This window comes from Streptomyces sp. WZ.A104 (genome assembly GCF_002382885.1).
Lineage (GTDB): Bacteria > Actinomycetota > Actinomycetes > Streptomycetales > Streptomycetaceae > Streptomyces.
This window is the reverse complement of sequence record NZ_NWVL01000064.1, coordinates 1-17073: the sequence shown is the minus strand read 5'-3', so window position 1 is coordinate 17073 and position 17073 is coordinate 1. Positions and strand designations below refer to the sequence as shown.

15 protein-coding genes are annotated in these 17073 nt (G+C 71.2%); 8 read left to right on the top strand and 7 right to left on the bottom strand.

The window, feature by feature from the left end; translation table 11 throughout:
- Positions 1–3: 3 nt before the first annotated feature.
- Positions 4–465: a DUF948 domain-containing protein gene (locus CIB93_RS28095; protein WP_096630887.1), complete on the bottom strand. Its 462-nt coding sequence runs from the start codon at positions 463–465 to the stop codon at positions 4–6.
- A 227-nt stretch (positions 466–692) separates the two neighbouring features.
- On the opposite strand from CIB93_RS28095, the gene CIB93_RS28090 reads away from it, so the two are divergent.
- Entirely contained in the window at positions 693–2897 is a 2205-nt protein-coding gene (locus CIB93_RS28090) for an AAA family ATPase (RefSeq protein WP_096630885.1), read from the top strand.
- Between the two features lie 17 nt (positions 2898–2914).
- Here the strand turns inward: CIB93_RS28090 and rpsD are convergent, their stop codons facing one another.
- Entirely contained in the window at positions 2915–3529 is a 615-nt protein-coding gene (gene rpsD / locus CIB93_RS28085; protein WP_003970343.1) for a 30S ribosomal protein S4, read from the bottom strand.
- 191 nt (positions 3530–3720) lie between these two features.
- On the opposite strand from rpsD, the gene CIB93_RS28080 reads away from it, so the two are divergent.
- Entirely contained in the window at positions 3721–4422 is a 702-nt protein-coding gene (locus CIB93_RS28080) for a DUF2470 domain-containing protein (RefSeq protein WP_096630883.1), read from the top strand.
- A gap of 28 nt (positions 4423–4450) precedes the next feature.
- Here CIB93_RS28080 and CIB93_RS28075 read toward each other — a convergent pair whose 3' ends face one another.
- Together CIB93_RS28075 and CIB93_RS28070 are read right to left on the bottom strand one after the other, a co-directional pair.
- Positions 4451–5830 (bottom strand): replication-associated recombination protein A, encoded by a 1380-nt coding sequence (locus tag CIB93_RS28075; protein ID WP_096630882.1) that lies wholly within the window; start codon positions 5828–5830, stop codon positions 4451–4453.
- Between the two features lie 66 nt (positions 5831–5896).
- Complete coding sequence (locus CIB93_RS28070; RefSeq protein WP_096630880.1) at positions 5897–6535, bottom strand: vitamin K epoxide reductase family protein; 639 nt, start codon at positions 6533–6535, stop codon at positions 5897–5899.
- Between the two features lie 136 nt (positions 6536–6671).
- Here CIB93_RS28070 and CIB93_RS28065 point away from each other — a divergent pair, with 136 nt between their 5' ends.
- From CIB93_RS28065 to CIB93_RS28050, 4 genes are read left to right on the top strand one after another with little or no spacing between them, the layout of a single operon-like run.
- Complete coding sequence (locus CIB93_RS28065) at positions 6672–7529, top strand: ABC transporter ATP-binding protein (RefSeq protein ID WP_096630926.1); 858 nt, start codon at positions 6672–6674, stop codon at positions 7527–7529.
- Positions 7526–8335 carry an ABC transporter permease gene (locus CIB93_RS28060; RefSeq protein ID WP_096630879.1) on the top strand — a complete coding sequence of 270 codons (810 nt, stop codon included), beginning with the start codon at positions 7526–7528 and terminating at the stop codon, positions 8333–8335. Before CIB93_RS28065 ends, CIB93_RS28060 begins: the two co-directional genes overlap by 4 nt.
- Complete coding sequence (locus tag CIB93_RS28055; RefSeq protein WP_179500276.1) at positions 8293–9585, top strand: sensor histidine kinase; 1293 nt, start codon at positions 8293–8295, stop codon at positions 9583–9585. Before CIB93_RS28060 ends, CIB93_RS28055 begins: the two co-directional genes overlap by 43 nt.
- The gene (locus CIB93_RS28050; RefSeq protein WP_096630876.1) at positions 9585–10205 is read left to right on the top strand and encodes a response regulator transcription factor; all 621 of its coding nucleotides are present in this window, start codon (positions 9585–9587) and stop codon (positions 10203–10205) included. The genes CIB93_RS28055 and CIB93_RS28050 overlap by 1 nt, the downstream gene beginning before the upstream one ends.
- 61 nt (positions 10206–10266) lie before the next feature.
- Here CIB93_RS28050 and hisS read toward each other — a convergent pair whose 3' ends face one another.
- Complete coding sequence (gene hisS, locus CIB93_RS28045; RefSeq protein ID WP_096630924.1) at positions 10267–11529, bottom strand: histidine--tRNA ligase; 1263 nt, start codon at positions 11527–11529, stop codon at positions 10267–10269.
- 15 nt (positions 11530–11544) lie between these two features.
- Entirely contained in the window at positions 11545–12234 is a 690-nt protein-coding gene (locus CIB93_RS28040) for an MBL fold metallo-hydrolase (protein ID WP_096630875.1), read from the bottom strand.
- A 157-nt stretch (positions 12235–12391) separates the two neighbouring features.
- Between CIB93_RS28040 and CIB93_RS28035 the strand changes: the two genes are divergently transcribed.
- Together CIB93_RS28035 and CIB93_RS28030 are read left to right on the top strand one after the other, a co-directional pair.
- On the top strand, positions 12392–13183 hold the full coding sequence (locus CIB93_RS28035; protein ID WP_096630873.1) for a peptidylprolyl isomerase: 792 nt from the start codon (positions 12392–12394) through the stop codon (positions 13181–13183).
- A 191-nt stretch (positions 13184–13374) separates the two neighbouring features.
- The gene (locus CIB93_RS28030) at positions 13375–14604 is read left to right on the top strand and encodes a DUF349 domain-containing protein (protein WP_096630872.1); all 1230 of its coding nucleotides are present in this window, start codon (positions 13375–13377) and stop codon (positions 14602–14604) included.
- A gap of 69 nt (positions 14605–14673) precedes the next feature.
- Here CIB93_RS28030 and CIB93_RS28025 read toward each other — a convergent pair.
- A partial coding sequence (locus tag CIB93_RS28025; RefSeq protein ID WP_373558814.1) for a bifunctional (p)ppGpp synthetase/guanosine-3',5'-bis(diphosphate) 3'-pyrophosphohydrolase occupies positions 14674–17073 on the bottom strand: 2400 nt, incomplete at its 5' end.

Sequence of the window (17073 nt, the reverse complement as noted above, 5' to 3'; positions counted from 1 at the left end):
CGATCAGTCCTTCTGTCCGCGGGGGTTTCGGCGGTCGCGCCTGCGTCCGCGCGCGGACGGCACGGTCCGGCCGACGATCACCGTACGGCGGGCGGAGGAGCGGCCACGCGCCGGTTCCGGTTCGGGCTCGGGGGCGGTGCGGCGGCCGAGGGCCTGCCGTACGCCGTAGCCGAACGCGGCGACCTTGACGAGCGGCCCGCCGAAGGTGGAGGCGACGGTGGTGGAGAGCGCGGAGGCGTTGGAGGTGACCTCCTGGACGTCGCTCGCGATGGCGTCGACCTTGTCGAGCTGGGTCTGCGCGGAGCGCACCGTCGCCGAGGCGTCGGCGAGCAGCGGGACGGCCTGGTCGGTCACGTCCGCCACCAGCTTGGTGGTCGCCCTGAGCGTCTGGGCGAGCCTCACCAGCACCACGGCGAGGAACGAGACCAGGATCGCCCAGAAGACGGCCACGAGGATCCCGGCCACCTCTCCACCGGACACTGTGCACCGCTCTCTGCTCGTCGATCGGCCCCGGAGCCGGGGCCTGTCTCCGTCGGTACGGCCGGGTTCCCGCTCCCGCGCGCGCCCGATCGTCGTCCCACGAGCCTATCGCGCCGTGCATCACCTCCCCTACCGCATTCTCGGCGGCCAGGGCGGGAGTTGCCATAACGAGATTGTACGGAGAGCTTTCAAGCAAGTACCCTCCGTGTTCCATGCGACGCCTGCAGGACCCCTGCCCCCAGCCCGACGATCCTGGTGACAACACCTCCGCCGCCTCCGGCCGCCTCCCGGCCGAACTGAACCGGTTCGTGGGACGCGAGTACGAACTGGCCGAGGTGGCCGGGCTCCTGGAGGAGTCCCGGCTCGTCACGGTCGCCGGAGTGGCGGGGGTGGGCAAGACCCGGTGCGTCACCCGGGTCGCCGCGCTTGTGGAGAAACGGTACTGCGACGGGGTCCGGCTGGCCGAGCTCTCCACCGTCCACCACCCCGAGCTGCTGGAACACGCCCTGATCGACGCACTGGGGCTGACCGATCACACGAGCAGGCCGCCCCGAGCCACCCTCATCGAGCATCTGTCCGGCCGCCGGATGCTGCTGGTCATCGACGGCTTCGAACACCTCGTGGACGGCTGCGCCGACCTCGTACGCGAACTGCTGCGCCGGGCCCCGGAACTCCAGGTGCTCACGGCCGGGCGCTGCCCCCTCCGGGTGGACGGGGAGCGGACGTTCCCGCTCGCCCCGATGTCCGACGAGGACGCGGTGGAGCTGTTCACGGAACGGGCGCGCGCGGTGCGGCCGGGCTGGGCGCCCTCACCGGGCGAGCAGGCGGCCTCGCTGGAGCTGTGCCGCCGCCTCGACGGGATTCCGCTGGCGCTCGAACTGGCCGCCGGGCGACTGCGGGCCCTGTCGGTGGATCAGGTACTGCTGCGGCTGGACGACCGGTTCCGGCTGCTGACCGGCGGCCGTCGCGGTGCGCCGCCCCGACATCAGACGCTGCGTACGGCCATCGGCTGGAGCCATGAGCTGTGCACGCCCGAGCAGCGGCTGCTGTGGGCGCGGCTCTCCGTGTTCGCCGGACAGTTCGACCTGGAGGCCGCCGAGTACATCTGCGGCGGGGTGGATCTGCCCGCCGAATCGGTGCTGGACGTGCTCGACGAGCTGCTTGCCCAGTCGGTGGTGGAGCGCGAGGACGGGGCGACCGGGACCCGTTACCGGCTGCTGGACACGGTCCGTGAGTACGGGGCGGAGTGGCTGGCGGCCACCGGGGACGCCCAGCGGCTGCGGCGGCGCCACCGGGACTGGTTCCTGGGGCTCGCGACCTGGTGCGAGCTGGACTGGTTCAGCCCCCGGCAGGCCGAGGTGGCGGCGCGGATCGACAGCGAGCTGCCCAATCTTCGCCGGGCGATGGAATGTTCGATGGAAAGCCCCGACGAGGTGCATCTGGCCCAGTACCTTGCGGGCACTCTGTGGTTCTACTGGGCCGGCTGCGGGCGGCTGTCCGAAGGCCGGCACTGGCTGGACCACGTACTGGAGGAGCCGTCCCCGCACGATGCCGCCCGGCTCAAGGTGCTGTGGGTGCTGGGCTATGTCGCGGTCCTCCAGGGCGATGCGGTGGGCGCGATCTCGGCGCTCCAGGAGTGCCGTGAGGAGGCCGAGCGCTCCGGTGACGCGACGGCGCTGGCGTACGCGGTGCACCGCACGGGCTGCCTGGCGATCGTGACGGACGACATGCCGCGCGCCGAGGAACTGCTGCGCGACGCGCTCGGCCGGTACCGCGAGATCGGCGAGCTGAACAGCAATGTGCTGATGGCGCAGGTCGAACTGGCCATGGCGGTGGCGTTCCTGGGCGATCTGGACGCGGCGGCGGTGATCTGCGACGAGGTCCGGGAGATCTGCGAGGACCACGGGGAGCGGTGGGCGCTGGCGTACGCGCTGTACGTCCTGGCGTTCGCGGCCCTCCAGCGGGGACGGCCCGCGCGAGCCCGGCAGATGCTCGGGGAGTGCCTGACGATCGGCCGGACGTTCAACGACCTGCTGGGCACCGTGCTCTCGCTGGAGCTGCTGGCGCTGGTGACGGCGGTGGAGGGCGACGCCGGTGAGGCGGCGGTGCTCCAGGGTGCCGCGGAGCGCATCTGGCCCTCGGTGGGACTCCAGCTGTTCGGCTCGGTCCACTACGGGCGGCCACGGGTCGAGTGCGAGCAGCAGGCACGCAGGGAGCTGGGGAACGCCGCGTACGAGGAGGGGCTGCGGGCGGGCCGGCGGCTGGATCCGGACGCCGCGGTCGACCGGGCCCTGGCCGGCGGCGGGGCGTCCGAGGCGCGGGGCCGGGGCGGGGTGCCCGCGGCGGGCGAGTCCGGGGGAACGCGAAGGCCCGCCGCCTCCCGGATGAGCGGAAGGGGCGGGCCGGAGCGCTGGTGAGAGCGACTACGCCTGGATCAGCGGGCGTAGTACTCGACGACGAGCTGCTCGTCGCAGATCACCGGGATCTCCTTGCGGTTCGGGTCCCGGTCCAGGCGGAAGGCCAGGGCCTTCAGGTTCACCTGGAGGTAGCGCGGGGTCTCACCGTCGGTGTCGTAACCACCCTCGCGGGCCACCTGGAAGGGGACCTTGGAGCGGCTGCGCTCGCGGACCTGGACGATGTCGTCGGGGCGCACGCGGAAGGACGGCTTGTCGACCTTGCCGCCGTTGACCTCGATGTGGCCGTGGACGACCATCTGACGGGCCTGGTAGATGGTGCGGGCGATGCCCGAACGCAGGACCAGGGCGTCGAGGCGGCGCTCCAGCTCGACGACCAGCGCCTCGCCCGTCTTGCCCTCGGCCTTCTTGGCACGGTCGTAGGCGCGCGCCATCTGGCGCTCGCTGATGTCGTACTGCGCACGCAGGCGCTGCTTCTCCAGCAGACGGACCTTGTAGTCCGAGTTCTGCTTGCGGCCACGGCCGTGCTCACCCGGCGGGTACGGACGAGCTTCGAAGTACTTGACAGCCTTGGGCGTCAGGGCGATGCCGAGGGCACGCGACTTCTTGACCTTGGGACGCGACTGGTTAGGCACGTTCTCCAGACCTCCGTTGTAGGTTAGGTTAGGCTTACCTTACTCAAGGAGATCGCATGTCTCGCCCTGGGAACACCACTCACGTCACGGACAGCACAGACAGCGGCAGCACCTCTTCTGGGGGTGCTGCTACGACGGAAGGCCGATCTGATCGTGGTCAGCCGCGTCCCAGCGGGCTTGATACCACTCGGATGCCGTCAGCAGCCGAGCGCACACGAACTCTCGTACAGAGTACCTGCTCCGCGCTGCTGGTCGTACCGGGGCTCGATCTGGCCCACGCCGAACCCCTGGTCCCGGACAGCAGGAGCGTGGGGCCGGAGGGGGATCTGTTCCTCGAATTCCCCGCGGATTCCCCGGCAGTACGGGCCGCGACGCACGCCCAGGGGGACGAGCTGACAGCTGTGCTGGAGCTCACGGACGTCGCCCCCGTCTCCGTCCCGCACCGGATTCGGGGCCGCGCCTGGGTCTCCGGCTGGCTCACCTCCGTACCCGGCATCGCCGAGCCGGGCCGGATGATGCTGCGCCTGGAGTTCGGCGAGGCGTACGTGGACGATCTCTGGGGCGCCGAGGACATCGAGCCGGAGGGCTTCCGGGACGCGGCCCCCGACCCCCTGGTCCCCCACGAGGCGGAGCTGCTCCAGCATCTGCACTCCGCCCACGACGAGCAGATGCGCGCCCTGTGCGGACTGCTCGGCGAGCGGACCGCCCGGGCCTGCTCCTCCCACCAGCCGAGCGCCGTACCCGTGGCGCTGGACCGCTTCGGGCTGCGGGTCCGCTTCGTCGAGGACAAGGGCTCGTCCTTCGACGCCCGCTTCGAGTTCCCCGAGCCCGTGCGGGACGTCACCGAACTGCGCCGCGCGATGCACACCCTCTTCGAAGCGGCCTCCCACTGACCCGCGCCCGGAAGCGGGGCGGGTCCGGTCAGGACGCGCCCTCGGCCGGCTCCTCGCCGCCCGCGCGGCCCAGCCGCTCGCGGACCCGCTCGACCACGTCCGCGTACCGCGCCTCGGCGCCGTAGCGGGTGGGGGTGTAGTAGTGCCGGTCGCGGACCGCGTCGGGGGCGTACTGCTGGGCGGCGATGCCGCCCTGGACGTCGTGCGGATAGACATAGCCCTGGGCGTGGCCGAGCTTGGCGGCGCCCTTGTAGTGCCCGTCGCGCAGATGCGCCGGGACGGGTCCGGCGAGCCCCTTGCGTACGTCCTCCTGGGCGGCGGAGATCGCGAGCGTCGCCGCGTTGGACTTGGGCGCGAGCGCCAGGGCGATGGTGGCGTGGCTGAGGGTGAGCGCCGCCTCCGGGAAGCCGATCATGGCGACGGCCTGGGCCGCGGCCACCGCGGTCGGCAGGGCGGTGGGATCGGCCAGGCCGATGTCCTCGCTGGCGGAGATCATCAGCCGCCGCGCGATGAACCGCGGGTCCTCGCCCGCCTCGATCATCCGGGCCAGATAGTGCAGCGCGGCGTCGACGTCGGAGCCGCGGATGGACTTGATGAGCGCGCTGGCCACGTCGTAGTGCTGGTCGCCGTCGCGGTCGTACTTCACGGCGGCCCGGTCGACGGTCTCCTCGACCGTCTCCAGGGTGATGTCCGCCTCATGCTTCGCCAGCGCAGCGCCCGCCGCCGCCTCCAGCGCGGTCAGCGCCCGGCGCGCGTCGCCGCCCGCGATGCGCAGCAGATGCGCCTCGGCGTCCTCGGGCAGGGTGACCGCCCCGCCGAGGCCCCGCTCCTCGGCCAGCGCCCGGCGCAGCAGCGCCCGCAGGTCGTCGTCGGTCAGCGGCTCCAGGGTGAGCAGCAGGGAGCGCGAGAGCAGCGGGGAGATGATCGAGAAGTAGGGATTCTCCGTGGTGGCGGCGATGAGGGTGACCCAGCGGTTCTCCACGGCGGGCAGCAGGGAGTCCTGCTGGGCCTTGGAGAAGCGGTGGATCTCGTCGAGGAAGAGGACGGTCTCCTTGCCGAAGCCGCCGGTGGCGCGGCGCGCGCCCTCGATGACGGCCCGGACCTCCTTGACGCCCGCGGTGATCGCGGAGAGCTCGACGAAGCGCTTGTTGGTCGCCTTGCTGACCACGTACGCCAGGGTCGTCTTGCCGGTGCCGGGCGGGCCCCACAGGATCACCGAGGAGGCGCCGGCCGGGCCGCCGCTCCCCTCGCCGACGAGGCGGCGCAGCGGCGAGCCCGGCTTGAGCAGATGCTGCTGGCCGACGACCTCGTCGAGGATGCGCGGACGCATCCGGACAGCGAGGGGGCTGCTGGACGGGTCCTTCTCCTGGCGGTCTTCGGCGGCTGCGGTAAAGAGGTCGGGCTCCACGTCATGAAGCCTATGCGACCCCACTGACAGCGCCCCGAGGAGCACCTGCCGAGGCGGTGGGTGGGGTCAGCTGGTCCAGAAGTCCCACCAGCGGGTCAGGATCAACATGCCGATGATCCCGATCCACATCACCGGGAGCACCCAGGGGAACTCGGTGAGGCCGCTGCGCAGCCAGGCCGGGGCCGGGAGGATGCGGTGCTTGACGTTGTGCGTGGTCACGTAGGAGAACATGACGATCGTGGCGACCCAGGCCAGGCAGCACCACAGGCACAGCGAGTTGATGTTGTACAGCGACTGGTACTGGAGCCAGGTGCAGAAGCCGACGCCGAACAGCATCCCGGCGTTCAGGCCGAGCCAGAACCAGCTGCGGTAGCGGGCTCCGGCGAGCAGGCCCATCCCGATGGCGATGACCATGCCGTACGTGACCAGCCCGAGCATCGGGTTGGGGAATCCGAACGCGGAGGCCTGCTCGCTCTTCATGATGTTGCCGCACGCGACGACCGGGTTGAGGCTGCACCCGGGGGTGAAGGAGGGGTCCTCCAGCAGCTTGAACTTGTCGAGCGTGATGACCCAGGAGGCCAGGAGTCCGGCCGCGCCGGTGATCACCAGGAGCAGGGCCAGACCGCGTCCGGCCCCGAAGGTGCGCTTCCGGCCGCCCTCGTCCTGGTCCGAGGAGAGGTCGTGGTCTACCGCTGCAGTCGTCATATCGCCGTTCCATCACCGAGTGGTCAACCGGGCAAGGTCATTGTGCCGCACCCCCGCACAGGTCAACCGTTCGATGGACATAAAGGTGTACGCCCGGTGGGCGGGAGACGGCCCGCTCCGCGGGATGCTCGGGTCCATGACAGAACTCGTGGTGAACGTGCGCGGTCTACGGAAGCGCTATGGCGATGTGACCGCGCTGGACGGCCTGGACCTGGGCATCCGGCGCGGTGAGGTGTGCGGACTGCTCGGCCCCAACGGTGCCGGGAAGAGCACGTGCGTGGGCGTGCTCCAGGGGCAGCGGGACCGGGACGGCGGGAGCGTGGATGTCCTCGGGGCCGACCCCGCGACCGCCGGCCGGCGCTGGCGGTCCCGCGTCGGGATCGTCTGGCAGGATGAATCCGCGCCCGCCGAGTTGACGGTACGGGAGACCGTGCGGCACTTCGCCCGCTACTACCCGCGTCCGCGCGACCCCGACGAGACCATCGCCCTGGTCGGTCTGGAGGCGAAGGCGGGGGCCCGGACCAAGGCTCTCTCGGGCGGGCAGCGGCGACGTCTCGATGTGGCGCTCGGCGTGATCGGCGCCCCCGAACTCCTCCTCCTCGACGAGCCGACCACCGGCTTCGACCCGGCTGCCCGGCGGCAGTTCTGGGAGCTGATCCGGCTGCTCGCCGACGGCGGCACCACCATCCTCCTCACCACCCACTACCTGGAGGAGGCGGAGGCGCTCGCCGACCGCCTCGTCGTCGTCGCCTCGGGCACCGCCGTCGCCGAGGGCAGCCCCGGGGAGTTGCGCTCCCGCTACGGCGCCCTGGCGACGGTCCGGTGGACGGCGCCCGACGGCACCCCTCGCGCCGAGGAGACCGCGACCCCGACCCGTACCGTCGCCGCGCTCGCCGACCACTTCGACGGGGAGGTCCCCGGCCTGCTGGTCACCCGGCCCACCCTGGAGGACGTCTATCTGCGGCTCACCGGACAGCGGGAGGTGACCAGGTGAAGGAGAGCCTCCCCGGGGCCTGGGGACTCGGAGTGCTGCGCGGCGGTCTGGAGCTGAAGCAGTTCTTCCGCCAGCGCGACCAGGTCGTCTTCGCCTTCGCCTTCCCCGTCGTCTTCCTGGTGCTGTTCGCCTCGATCTTCAGCGGCACGGTGGAGGGTACCGATGTGGCTGTCTCCCAGCTCTATGTGGCCGCGATGCTGGGGGCGGGCATCATGGCGACCAGCTTCCAGTCCCTCGGCATCTCCATCGCGGTCGAGCGCGACGAACGGCAGTTGCGCCGGCTGATCTCCACCCCGATGCCGCCCGCCGCCTACTTCCTGGGCAAGGTGTGGCTGGTCCTGGTCACCGGAGTCCTGGAGGCGGCCGTCCTGCTGCTGGTGGGGGTGGGTATGTTCGGTCTCAAGCTGCCCACGGACCTCCTCACCTGGCTGACGTTCGGCTGGATCTTCCTGCTCGGGGCGACGGGGTGCGCGCTGCTCGGCATCGCGATCAGCAGTGTGCCCCGGTCGGGGCGGAGCGCGGGGTCGGTGGTGATCCTGCCGTTCCTGGTGCTCCAGTTCATCTCCGGGGTCTACATCCCGGCGAGCGAACTGCCCGACTGGATGCTGAACATCGGCGCCCTGTTCCCGCTCAAGTGGATGTGCCAGGGCTTCCGCGGGGTCTTCCTGCCCGAGTCGGCCGCCGTGCTGGAGCAGGCGGGCAGCTGGGAGTTCGGCCGGATCGCCCTGGTGTTGGGCGCGTGGTGCATCGGAGGATTGCTGCTGTGTCTGCTGACGTTTCGCTGGAAGAACCGGCGCGACGGCTGACCGGGGCGGGCGGAGCGCGCGACTCCGACGTCTGGGTCCGGTCGCTGCGCCCCTGGGACGCGTATTTCGCCGTCGTCTGGGCGGTCACGCTCGCGGTGGTCCTCGGGGCCGCCGACCCCTCGTGGCCGTTGCGGGCGGTGGCGGCCTCGATCGTGGCGCTGAACCTGCCGTGGTACGTCCTGATGGGCCGCCCGGCCATGCTGGACGACACCGGCGACGAGGGACCTGCCCTCCGCTACGTGGTGGGGGCGATGCTGCTGTTCCTGCCCACGTCGGTGCTGGTGAACGAGACGCAGCTCGTCACGTTCGCGCTGGCCCCGCAGTGCTTCATGCTGCTGCGGCTGCGGGGCGCGCTGTGGGTGCTGGGCATCATGGGCGCGGTGCCGTTCGCGGGCTGGACGCTGCTGTGGCGGCCGTCGGCGGGCGAGACGGTCTTCCGGCTGCTACTGGCGGTGGCGACCTTCGCGTTCAGCGCTTTCCTGGGGCAGTGGACGATGCGGATCATCGCCCAGAGCCGGGACCGGGCCGCGCTGATCGCCGAGCTGGAGGCGGGTCGCGAGGAGATCGCCCGGCTGTCGGCGGCGCACGGGGCGCTGGCGGAGCGGGAGCGGATGTCCCGGGAGATCCATGACACGCTGGCCCAGGGGTTCACCAGTCTGCTGATGCTGTCGCAGGCCGTGGAGTCGGAGCTGGAGCACGACCTGCCGCAGGCCCGGCGGCACGTGGCGCTGATGACACGGACCGCGCGGGAGAACCTCGCCGAGGCCCGGGCGCTGGTGGCCGGAGGCTCCCCCGCGGACCTGGCGGGTACGTCGCTGGCGGACGCCCTGCGGCGGCTCACCGACCGGCACACCGCGCAGACCGGGTCCCCGGCGCGGCTGTCGGTGGGCGGCGGTGTCCGCCCGCTGCCGACCGCGTACGAGGTGGTGGCCCTGCGCGCCTGCCAGGAGGCCCTCGCCAACACCCGTAAGCACGCGGGCCCGTCCGTACCGGTTACGGTGCTGCTCGCGTATGCCCCGGACGCCCTGACCCTGTCCGTTCGCGACGAGGGGTGCGGGTTTGATCCCCGGGCGCCCCGCGAGGGCTACGGTCTGGACGGGGTACGGGCCCGGGCCGAGGAGGCCGGCGGCAGTGCGGAGGTCCGCAGCGCCCCGGGCGCGGGGACCTCGGTGACCGTGGCCCTGCCGCTGCCCCCGGTTGTCCCGTCCCCTGCCGTCCCGTTCCCGGACGCCCCCCGAAGGAGTGCCTGATGATCCGTGTCCTGCTGGCCGACGACCACCCCGTCGTACGGGAGGGACTGCGCGGGATGCTGGAGGCCGAGGCGGACCTCGACGTGGTGGGCGAGGCCGGCAGCGGCCCCCGCGCCGAGGCCCTGTGCGCCGAGCTGCTTCCGGACATCGTGCTGATGGACCTGCGGATGCCGGGCGGCGGGGGCGTCGAGTCGATCCGCCGCATCCGGGCGGCGGGGCTGCCGTGCCGGGTCGTGGTGCTGACCACGTACGAGAGTGACGGCGACATCCTTCGGGCGGTGGAGGCCGGGGCGTCCGGCTATCTGCTCAAGGACCTGGGGCGCGGGGAGCTGGCGGAAGCGATCCGGGCTGCGGCGCGGGGCGAGACGGTGCTCGCGCCGACGGTGGCGACACGGCTGGTGGACCGGCTGCGCGGGGTGCCGGAGCTGCCGCGGCTCTCGGAGCGGGAGACGCAGGTGCTGCGGCTGGTGGCGGAGGGGTGCACCAACGCGGAGATCGGACGGAAGCTGTTCATCGGGGAGTCGACGGTGAAGACCCATCTGCTGCGGATCTTCGGCAAGCTGGGCGTGAACGACCGGACCGCCGCGGTGACCGGGGCGATGCGCCACGGGCTGCTGTGACGACTGCGGCGCGTGCGGGAGGACCTGGGGTCCTTCCGCCCGCGCCGCTTTCACCAGCGGCTCAGCCGAGCCGCTTCGTCAGCTCCGCGACGGCCTCCGCCAGCGGCACCGCGCTCTGCTCGCCGGACTCCATGTCCTTGAGCTGGACGACGCCCTCGGCGAGATCGCGCTCGCCCGCCACCAGGGTGTAGCGCGCGCCCGAGCGGTTGGCGCTCTTCATCGCACCCTTCAGGCCCCGGCCGCCGAACGCGAAGTCGGCGGCGACGCCCGCGCGGCGCAGCTCGGTGACGACGCCGAACAGCACCCGGCGGGCTTCCTCTCCGAGCGGGACCGCGTACACGCTGGTGGTGACGGGCAGGTCGAGCTCGACGCCCTCGGCCTCCAGAGCGAGGACCGTGCGGTCCACGCCGAGCGCCCAGCCGACGGACGGCAGCGCGGGGCCGCCGATCATCTCGGACAGGCCGTCGTAGCGGCCGCCGCCGCCCACCGCGGACTGGGAGCCCAGTCCGTCGTGGACGAACTCGAAGGTGGTACGGGTGTAGTAGTCGAGGCCGCGGACGAGCTTCTCGTCGTCCTCGTACACGACTCCGGCCGCCGTCAGCAGCGCGCGGACCTCCTCGTGGTACGCCTTGCAGGCGTCGCAGAGGTGGTCGCGGAGCTTGGGCGCGTCGGTGAGCTGCTTCTGTACGTCGGCCCGCTTGTCGTCCAGGACGCGCAGCGGGTTGATCTCGATGCGGCGGCGGGTCTCCTCGTCGAGGTCGAGGTCGCGCAGGAAGGTCTGGAGCGCTTCCCGGTAGACGGGGCGGCACTCCTTGTCGCCGAGCGAGTTCAGCAGGATGCGGAACTGGCGCAGGCCGAGCGAGCGGTACGCCTGATCGGCCAGGATGATCAGCTCGGCGTCCAGGACCGGGTCCTCGGTGCCGATGGCCTCGGCACCCACCTGCGAGAAGTGGCGGTAGCGGCCCTTCTGCGGGCGCTCGTAGCGGTAGTAGGAGCCGGAGTACCAGAGTTTGACGGGGAGGTTGCCCGCCTTGTGGAGGTTGGCCTCCAACGCGGCGCGCAGCACGGAGGCGGTGCCCTCGGGGCGCAGCGCCAGCTGGTCGCCGCCCTTGGTGGTGAGGGTGTACATCTCCTTGGTGACGATGTCGGTGGACTCACCGACACCGCGCGCGAAGAGCTCGACGTTCTCGAACCCGGGCGTCTCGATGTAGCCGTAGCCGGAGTCGCGCAGGGGCGCGGAGATGGCCTCGCGCACCGCCAGGAACTTCGCGGAGTCCGGCGGGGTCAGGTCGTACGTGCCCTTGGGGGCCTGAAAGGTGCTCACGATCACGTCTCTCGTCTACAGTCCTCGGCGCGGCGCCGCGTCCAGACCGTTCAGGAACGGGTTGGAGGCGCGCTCGCGGCCGATGGTCGTCTGGGGGCCGTGGCCGGACAGCACCACGGTCGAGTCGTCGAGCGGCAGGCACACGCGGGCCAGCGACTCCAGCAACTCGGCGTGGTCGCCGCCGGGCAGGTCGGTACGTCCGACGGAGCCGGCGAAGAGCAGGTCGCCCGAGAAGAGGACCGGCGGGATGTCCGCGGCCTCGGGCATCCCGAACGTCACCGACCCCTTGGTATGGCCGGGCGCGTGCGAGACGCCGAACTCCAGACCGGCCAGGCTCAGCTTCGCCCCGTCGGTCAGCTCCTTGACGTCGTCGGGCTCCCCAACGGTCAGCTCGCCCATGAGCGGCATCCCGATGGAGCGGCCGAGCGCCTTCTCCGGGTCGCTCATCATGTAGCGGTCCTCGGGATGGATCCAGGCGGGTACGTCGTGGGAGCCGCAGACGGGGACGACCGAGGCGACGTGGTCGATGTGGCCGTGGGTGAGGACGACGGCGACGGGCTTGAGCCGATGCTTCTTCAGCGTTTCCTCGACGCCCTGGGCGGCCTGGTGGCCCGGGTCGATGATCACGCACTCCTCACCGGCGGCGGGGGCGACCAGATAGCAGTTGGTCCCCCAGGCCCCGGCGGGGAACCCGGCAATGAGCACGATCGTCCTTAATGTTCGTCCGGTGGAAGCGGCCGCAGTACAAGGATGCGGCGGATCAGAGCCTACCGGCGCTCCTCATGACACAGGTAACCCATATACGGTACGGGCAGCTCAGGCCCTCATCCGACGACCCACGACGTAACAAGGAGCCCCACCGGTGTCCAGCAGCGAACAGCGGCGACGGCAGCTCGCCCGGGAAAAGTTCGAGCGCCAGCAGAAGCGCCGGGAGGAGGCCCGCCGCAGGACCAGGCGCATCACCGCGATCGTCGCGGCCTCGGTGGCCGTGGTCGCCGTCATCGGAGTGAGCGCCTTCGTCGTGGCCGGCAAGGACGACGACAAGGACAAGGCGAGCGACGCGGCGTCGAGCCAGAGCCCCACTCCGGAGCCCTCGGAGAGCGAGAGCAAGGCTCCGCTGCCCCCGATGAAGATCGACAAGAAGGCGACGTACACGATGTCGCTGAAGACCACCCAGGGCGACATAGCGTTCTCGATGGACGCGGCGAAGACCCCGCAGACGACGAACTCCTTCAAGGCGCTCGCCGACAAGGGCTACTTCGACACCACCAAGTGCCACCGGCTGACCACCCAGGGCATCTTCGTGCTCCAGTGCGGCGACCCGGACGGCAACGGTATGGGCGGCCCGGGCTACACCATCCCGGACGAGAACCTGGACGCGCTCGGCAAGGCGGGCGAAGACGGCAAGGTGACCTTCCCGCCGGGCACGGTGGCGATGGCCAACACCGGTCAGCCGGACTCCGGCGGCAGCCAGTTCTTCCTGGTCTACAAGGAGACGAAGCTCCCGCCGACCTACACCCCGTTCGGCACGATGGACGAGGCCTCCCTGAAGGCCGTCGAGAAGATCGGCGAGGCCGGGGTGGAGGGCGACCAGCCCGACGGCGCTCCGAAGAAGACCGTGACGATCGAGAAGGCGTCGGTCGAGAAGGACTGAACAGGCCGGGCGGCGACCGGCCCGGCCCGAACCGGCCCCGAGCGGAGAATTTCGGCCGCGCGGAGTGCGGACAGCCGGGCGGCCGGTCGCCTAGATTGGCGTTGTGGAGGGCGGGCGATGCCCGCCCCAGGAAACTGTGGACGATGCCCGGGGGGCGAACCCCCTCGCAGGCATCAGGTGGAGGAGGCGCTGTGAGCAGCGACCCGTGGGGCCGCGTCGACGAGACGGGCACCGTGTACGTGCGTACAGCCGACGGCGAGCAGGTCGTCGGATCGTGGCAGGCCGGTTCGCCTGAGGAGGCTCTGGCCTATTTCGAGCGCAAGTACGACGGCATGGTGGTCGAGATCGGCCTCCTCGAACGGCGGGTGAAGACCACCGATCTGTCGGCGAAGGACGCGACGACGGCGATCGGCCATCTGCGCCAGCAGGTCGACGAACACCATGCGGTGGGCGACCTCGACGCGCTGCGCAAGCGGCTGGACGCGCTGGTGGCGACGGTCGAGGCGCGGCGCGAGGAGCGCAAGGCGCAGAAGGCCAAGCAGACCGACGAGGCCAAGCACGCCAAGGAGGCGCTCGTCGCCGAGGCGGAGGAGCTGGCGAAGAGCGAGCAGTGGCGGTCGGCCGGTGAACGGCTGCGGGCGCTGGTGGACACCTGGAAGGGTCTCCCCCGCCTGGACCGCAAGTCGGACGATGAGCTGTGGCACCGCTTCTCGCACGCGCGCTCGGCCTTCTCCAAGCGGCGCAAGGCCCACTTCGCCGCGCTGGACGCCCAGCGCGAGGACGCCCGCAAGGCCAAGGAGAAGCTGGTCACCGAGGCCGAGGCGCTGTCCGGCTCCACGGACTGGGTCGGCACGGCCGCGCGCTACCGCGATCTGATGACCGAGTGGAAGGCGGCGGGCCGCGCCCAGCGCGAGGCCGAGGACGATCTGTGGAACCGCTTCCGCGGCGCCCAGGACGTCTTCTTCGCCGCCCGCAGCGAGGTCTTCGCGGAGCGGGACGCCGAGCAGGGCGAGAACCTCAAGCTGAAGGAGGAGCTCGCCACCGAGGCCGAGAAGCTGGTGCCGGTGAAGGACCTGAAGGCGGCCCGTGCCGCGTTCCGGTCCGTCAACGAGCGCTGGGAGGCCATCGGCCACGTACCGCGTGACGCCCGGCCCAAGGTCGAGGGCCGGATGCAGGCGGTGGAGCGGGCGCTCCAGGAGGCCGAGGAGTCCGAGTGGCGCCGGACGAACCCGGAGGCGCGGGCCCGCGCCGAGGGTCTGACCGGGCAGCTCCAGTCGGCCGTGGACAAGCTGCGCGGCCAGATCGACACCGCGCGCGCTTCGGGCAACAACGCCCGCGCGGACAAGCTGGCCAAGGAGCTGGAGGGCCGTCAGGCGCTGCTGGACCAGGCGCTGAAGGGCCTGGAGGAGTTCGGCGGCTGAGAAGCCCGTAAAAGGGAGGGGCCCCGGTACGCGATCCTCGATGCGTACCGGGGCCCCTCCCTTTCGCTCCTACGGCCTGCGGGCCGAGGTGACGCGGTAGACGTCGTAGACGCCCTCCACGCCGCGTACGGCCTTCAGGACGTGCCCCAGGTGCTTGGGGTCGCCCATCTCGAACGTGAAGCGCGAGGTGGCCACGCGGTCGCGGGAGGTCTGGACGGCCGCCGACAGGATGTTGACGTGCTGGTCGGACAGGACCCGGGTGACGTCGGACAGCAGCCGGGAGCGGTCCAGCGCCTCGACCTGGATGGCGACCAGGAAGACCGACGACTGGGTCGGAGCCCACTCGACGTCGAGAATGCGCTCGGGCTGCTGGGACAGCGAGTCCACGTTGACGCAGTCGGCGCGGTGCACCGAGACGCCGCTGCCCCGGGTGACGAAGCCGATGATCGGGTCGCCGGGGACCGGCGTACAGCAGCGGGCCAGCTTGACCCAGACGTCCTCGACGCCCTTGACGACGACGCCGGGGTCGGCGTTGGCGCGGCGCTTGCTGCGGCCGCCGTGCGAGGGCGGGGTGGATTCGGCCAGGTCCTCGTTGGCCTCGTCGTGGCCGCCGAGGGCCTGCACCAGCTTCTGCACGACGCCCGCCGCGGCGACATGGCCCTCGCCGATCGCCGCGTACAGCGAGGAGATGTCGGGGTAGCGCATCTCGTGGGCGAGGGTGACCAGTGAGTCGCCGGTCAGGATGCGCTGGATCGGCAGGTTCTGCTTGCGCATGGCCCGCGCGATGGCGTCCTTGCCCTGCTCGATGGCCTCGTCGCGGCGCTCCTTGGAGAACCAGGCGCGGATCTTGTTGCGGGCGCGCGGCGACTTGACGAAGCCGAGCCAGTCCCGCGAGGGGCCTGCGCCTGCCGCCTTGGAGGTGAAGACCTCGACCAGGTCGCCGTTGTCGAGGGTCGATTCGAGCGGGACGAGCCGCCCGTTGACGCGTGCTCCTATGGTCCGGTGGCCGACCTCGGTGTGGACGGCGTACGCGAAGTCGACGGGGGTGGCGCCGGCGGGCAGCGCTATCACGTCGCCCTTCGGCGTGAAGACGAAGACCTCGTTGCGCGAGAGGTCGAAGCGCAGGGACTCCAGGAACTCGCTCGGGTCCTCGGTCTCCTTCTGCCAGTCAAGGAGCTGGCGCAGCCACGCCATGTCGTTGACGGTGTCCTGGCCGCGGCCGGTGTTCTTGGGGACGTCGGTACGGACCTTGGAGGCGCCCGCGACGGCCTCCTGCTTGTACTTCCAGTGGGCGGCGATGCCGTACTCGGCGCGGCGGTGCATGTCGAACGTACGGATCTGGAGCTCGACGGGCTTGCCGCTGGGACCGATCACCGTGGTGTGCAGCGACTGGTACATGTTGAACTTGGGCATCGCGATGTAGTCCTTGAACCGCCCGGGCACCGGGTTCCACCGGGCGTGGACGGTGCCGAGCGCCGCGTAGCAGTCGCGGACCGTGTCGACAAGTACCCGAATTCCCACCAGGTCGTAGATCTCGGCGAAGTCGCGGCCTCGCACGATCATCTTCTGGTAGACGCTGTAGTAGTGCTTGGGGCGGCCGGTGACGGTGGCCTTGATCCGGGCGGCGCGCAGGTCGGCCTGGACCTCGTCGGTCACTATGGCGAGGTATTCGTCACGCTTGGGGGCCCGCTCGGCGACGAGGCGGACGATCTCGTCGTACATCTTGGGGTAGAGGATCGCGAAGGCGAGGTCCTCCAGCTCCCACTTGATGGTGTTCATGCCCAGCCGGTGCGCCAGCGGGGCGTAGATCTCCAGCGTCTCGCGGGCCTTCTTCTCCTGCTTCTCCCGCTTGAGGTAGCGCATGGTGCGCATGTTGTGCAGGCGGTCGGCGAGCTTGATGACGAGGACCCGGGGGTCCTTGGCCATGGCCACGACCATCTTGCGCACGGTCTCGGCCTGGGCGGCCTCGCCGAACTTGACCTTGTCCAGCTTGGTGACGCCGTCGACGAGCAGGGCGACCTGGTCGCCGAAGTCGCGGCGCAGGGTGTCCAGGCCGTACTCGGTGTCCTCGACGGTGTCGTGGAGCAGGCCCGCCATCAGGGTGGCCGGATCCATGCCCAGCTCGGCCAGGATCGTGGTGACGGCCAGCGGATGCGTGATGTACGGGTCGCCGCTCTTGCGCTTCTGGCCCCGGTGCCAGCGCTCGGCGACCTGATAGGCCTTCTCGATCTGACGGAGCGTGGCCGACTCGATCTTGGGGTCGTTGCCCCGGACCGTACGCAGGAGGGGTTCCAGAACCGGGTTGTACGGGCTGGAGCGCTGGACGCCGAGGCGGGCGAGGCGGGCTCGCACCCGGTTGGAGGAGCCACCGGAGCGGGAGGCGGACCCGGCCGGGGCGGCCGGCTTCGCCGGGGCCTGCGGCGCGGGGGCCGGGGGCTTGGGCGCCGCGGCGGCCGGTTTCGCGGCGGG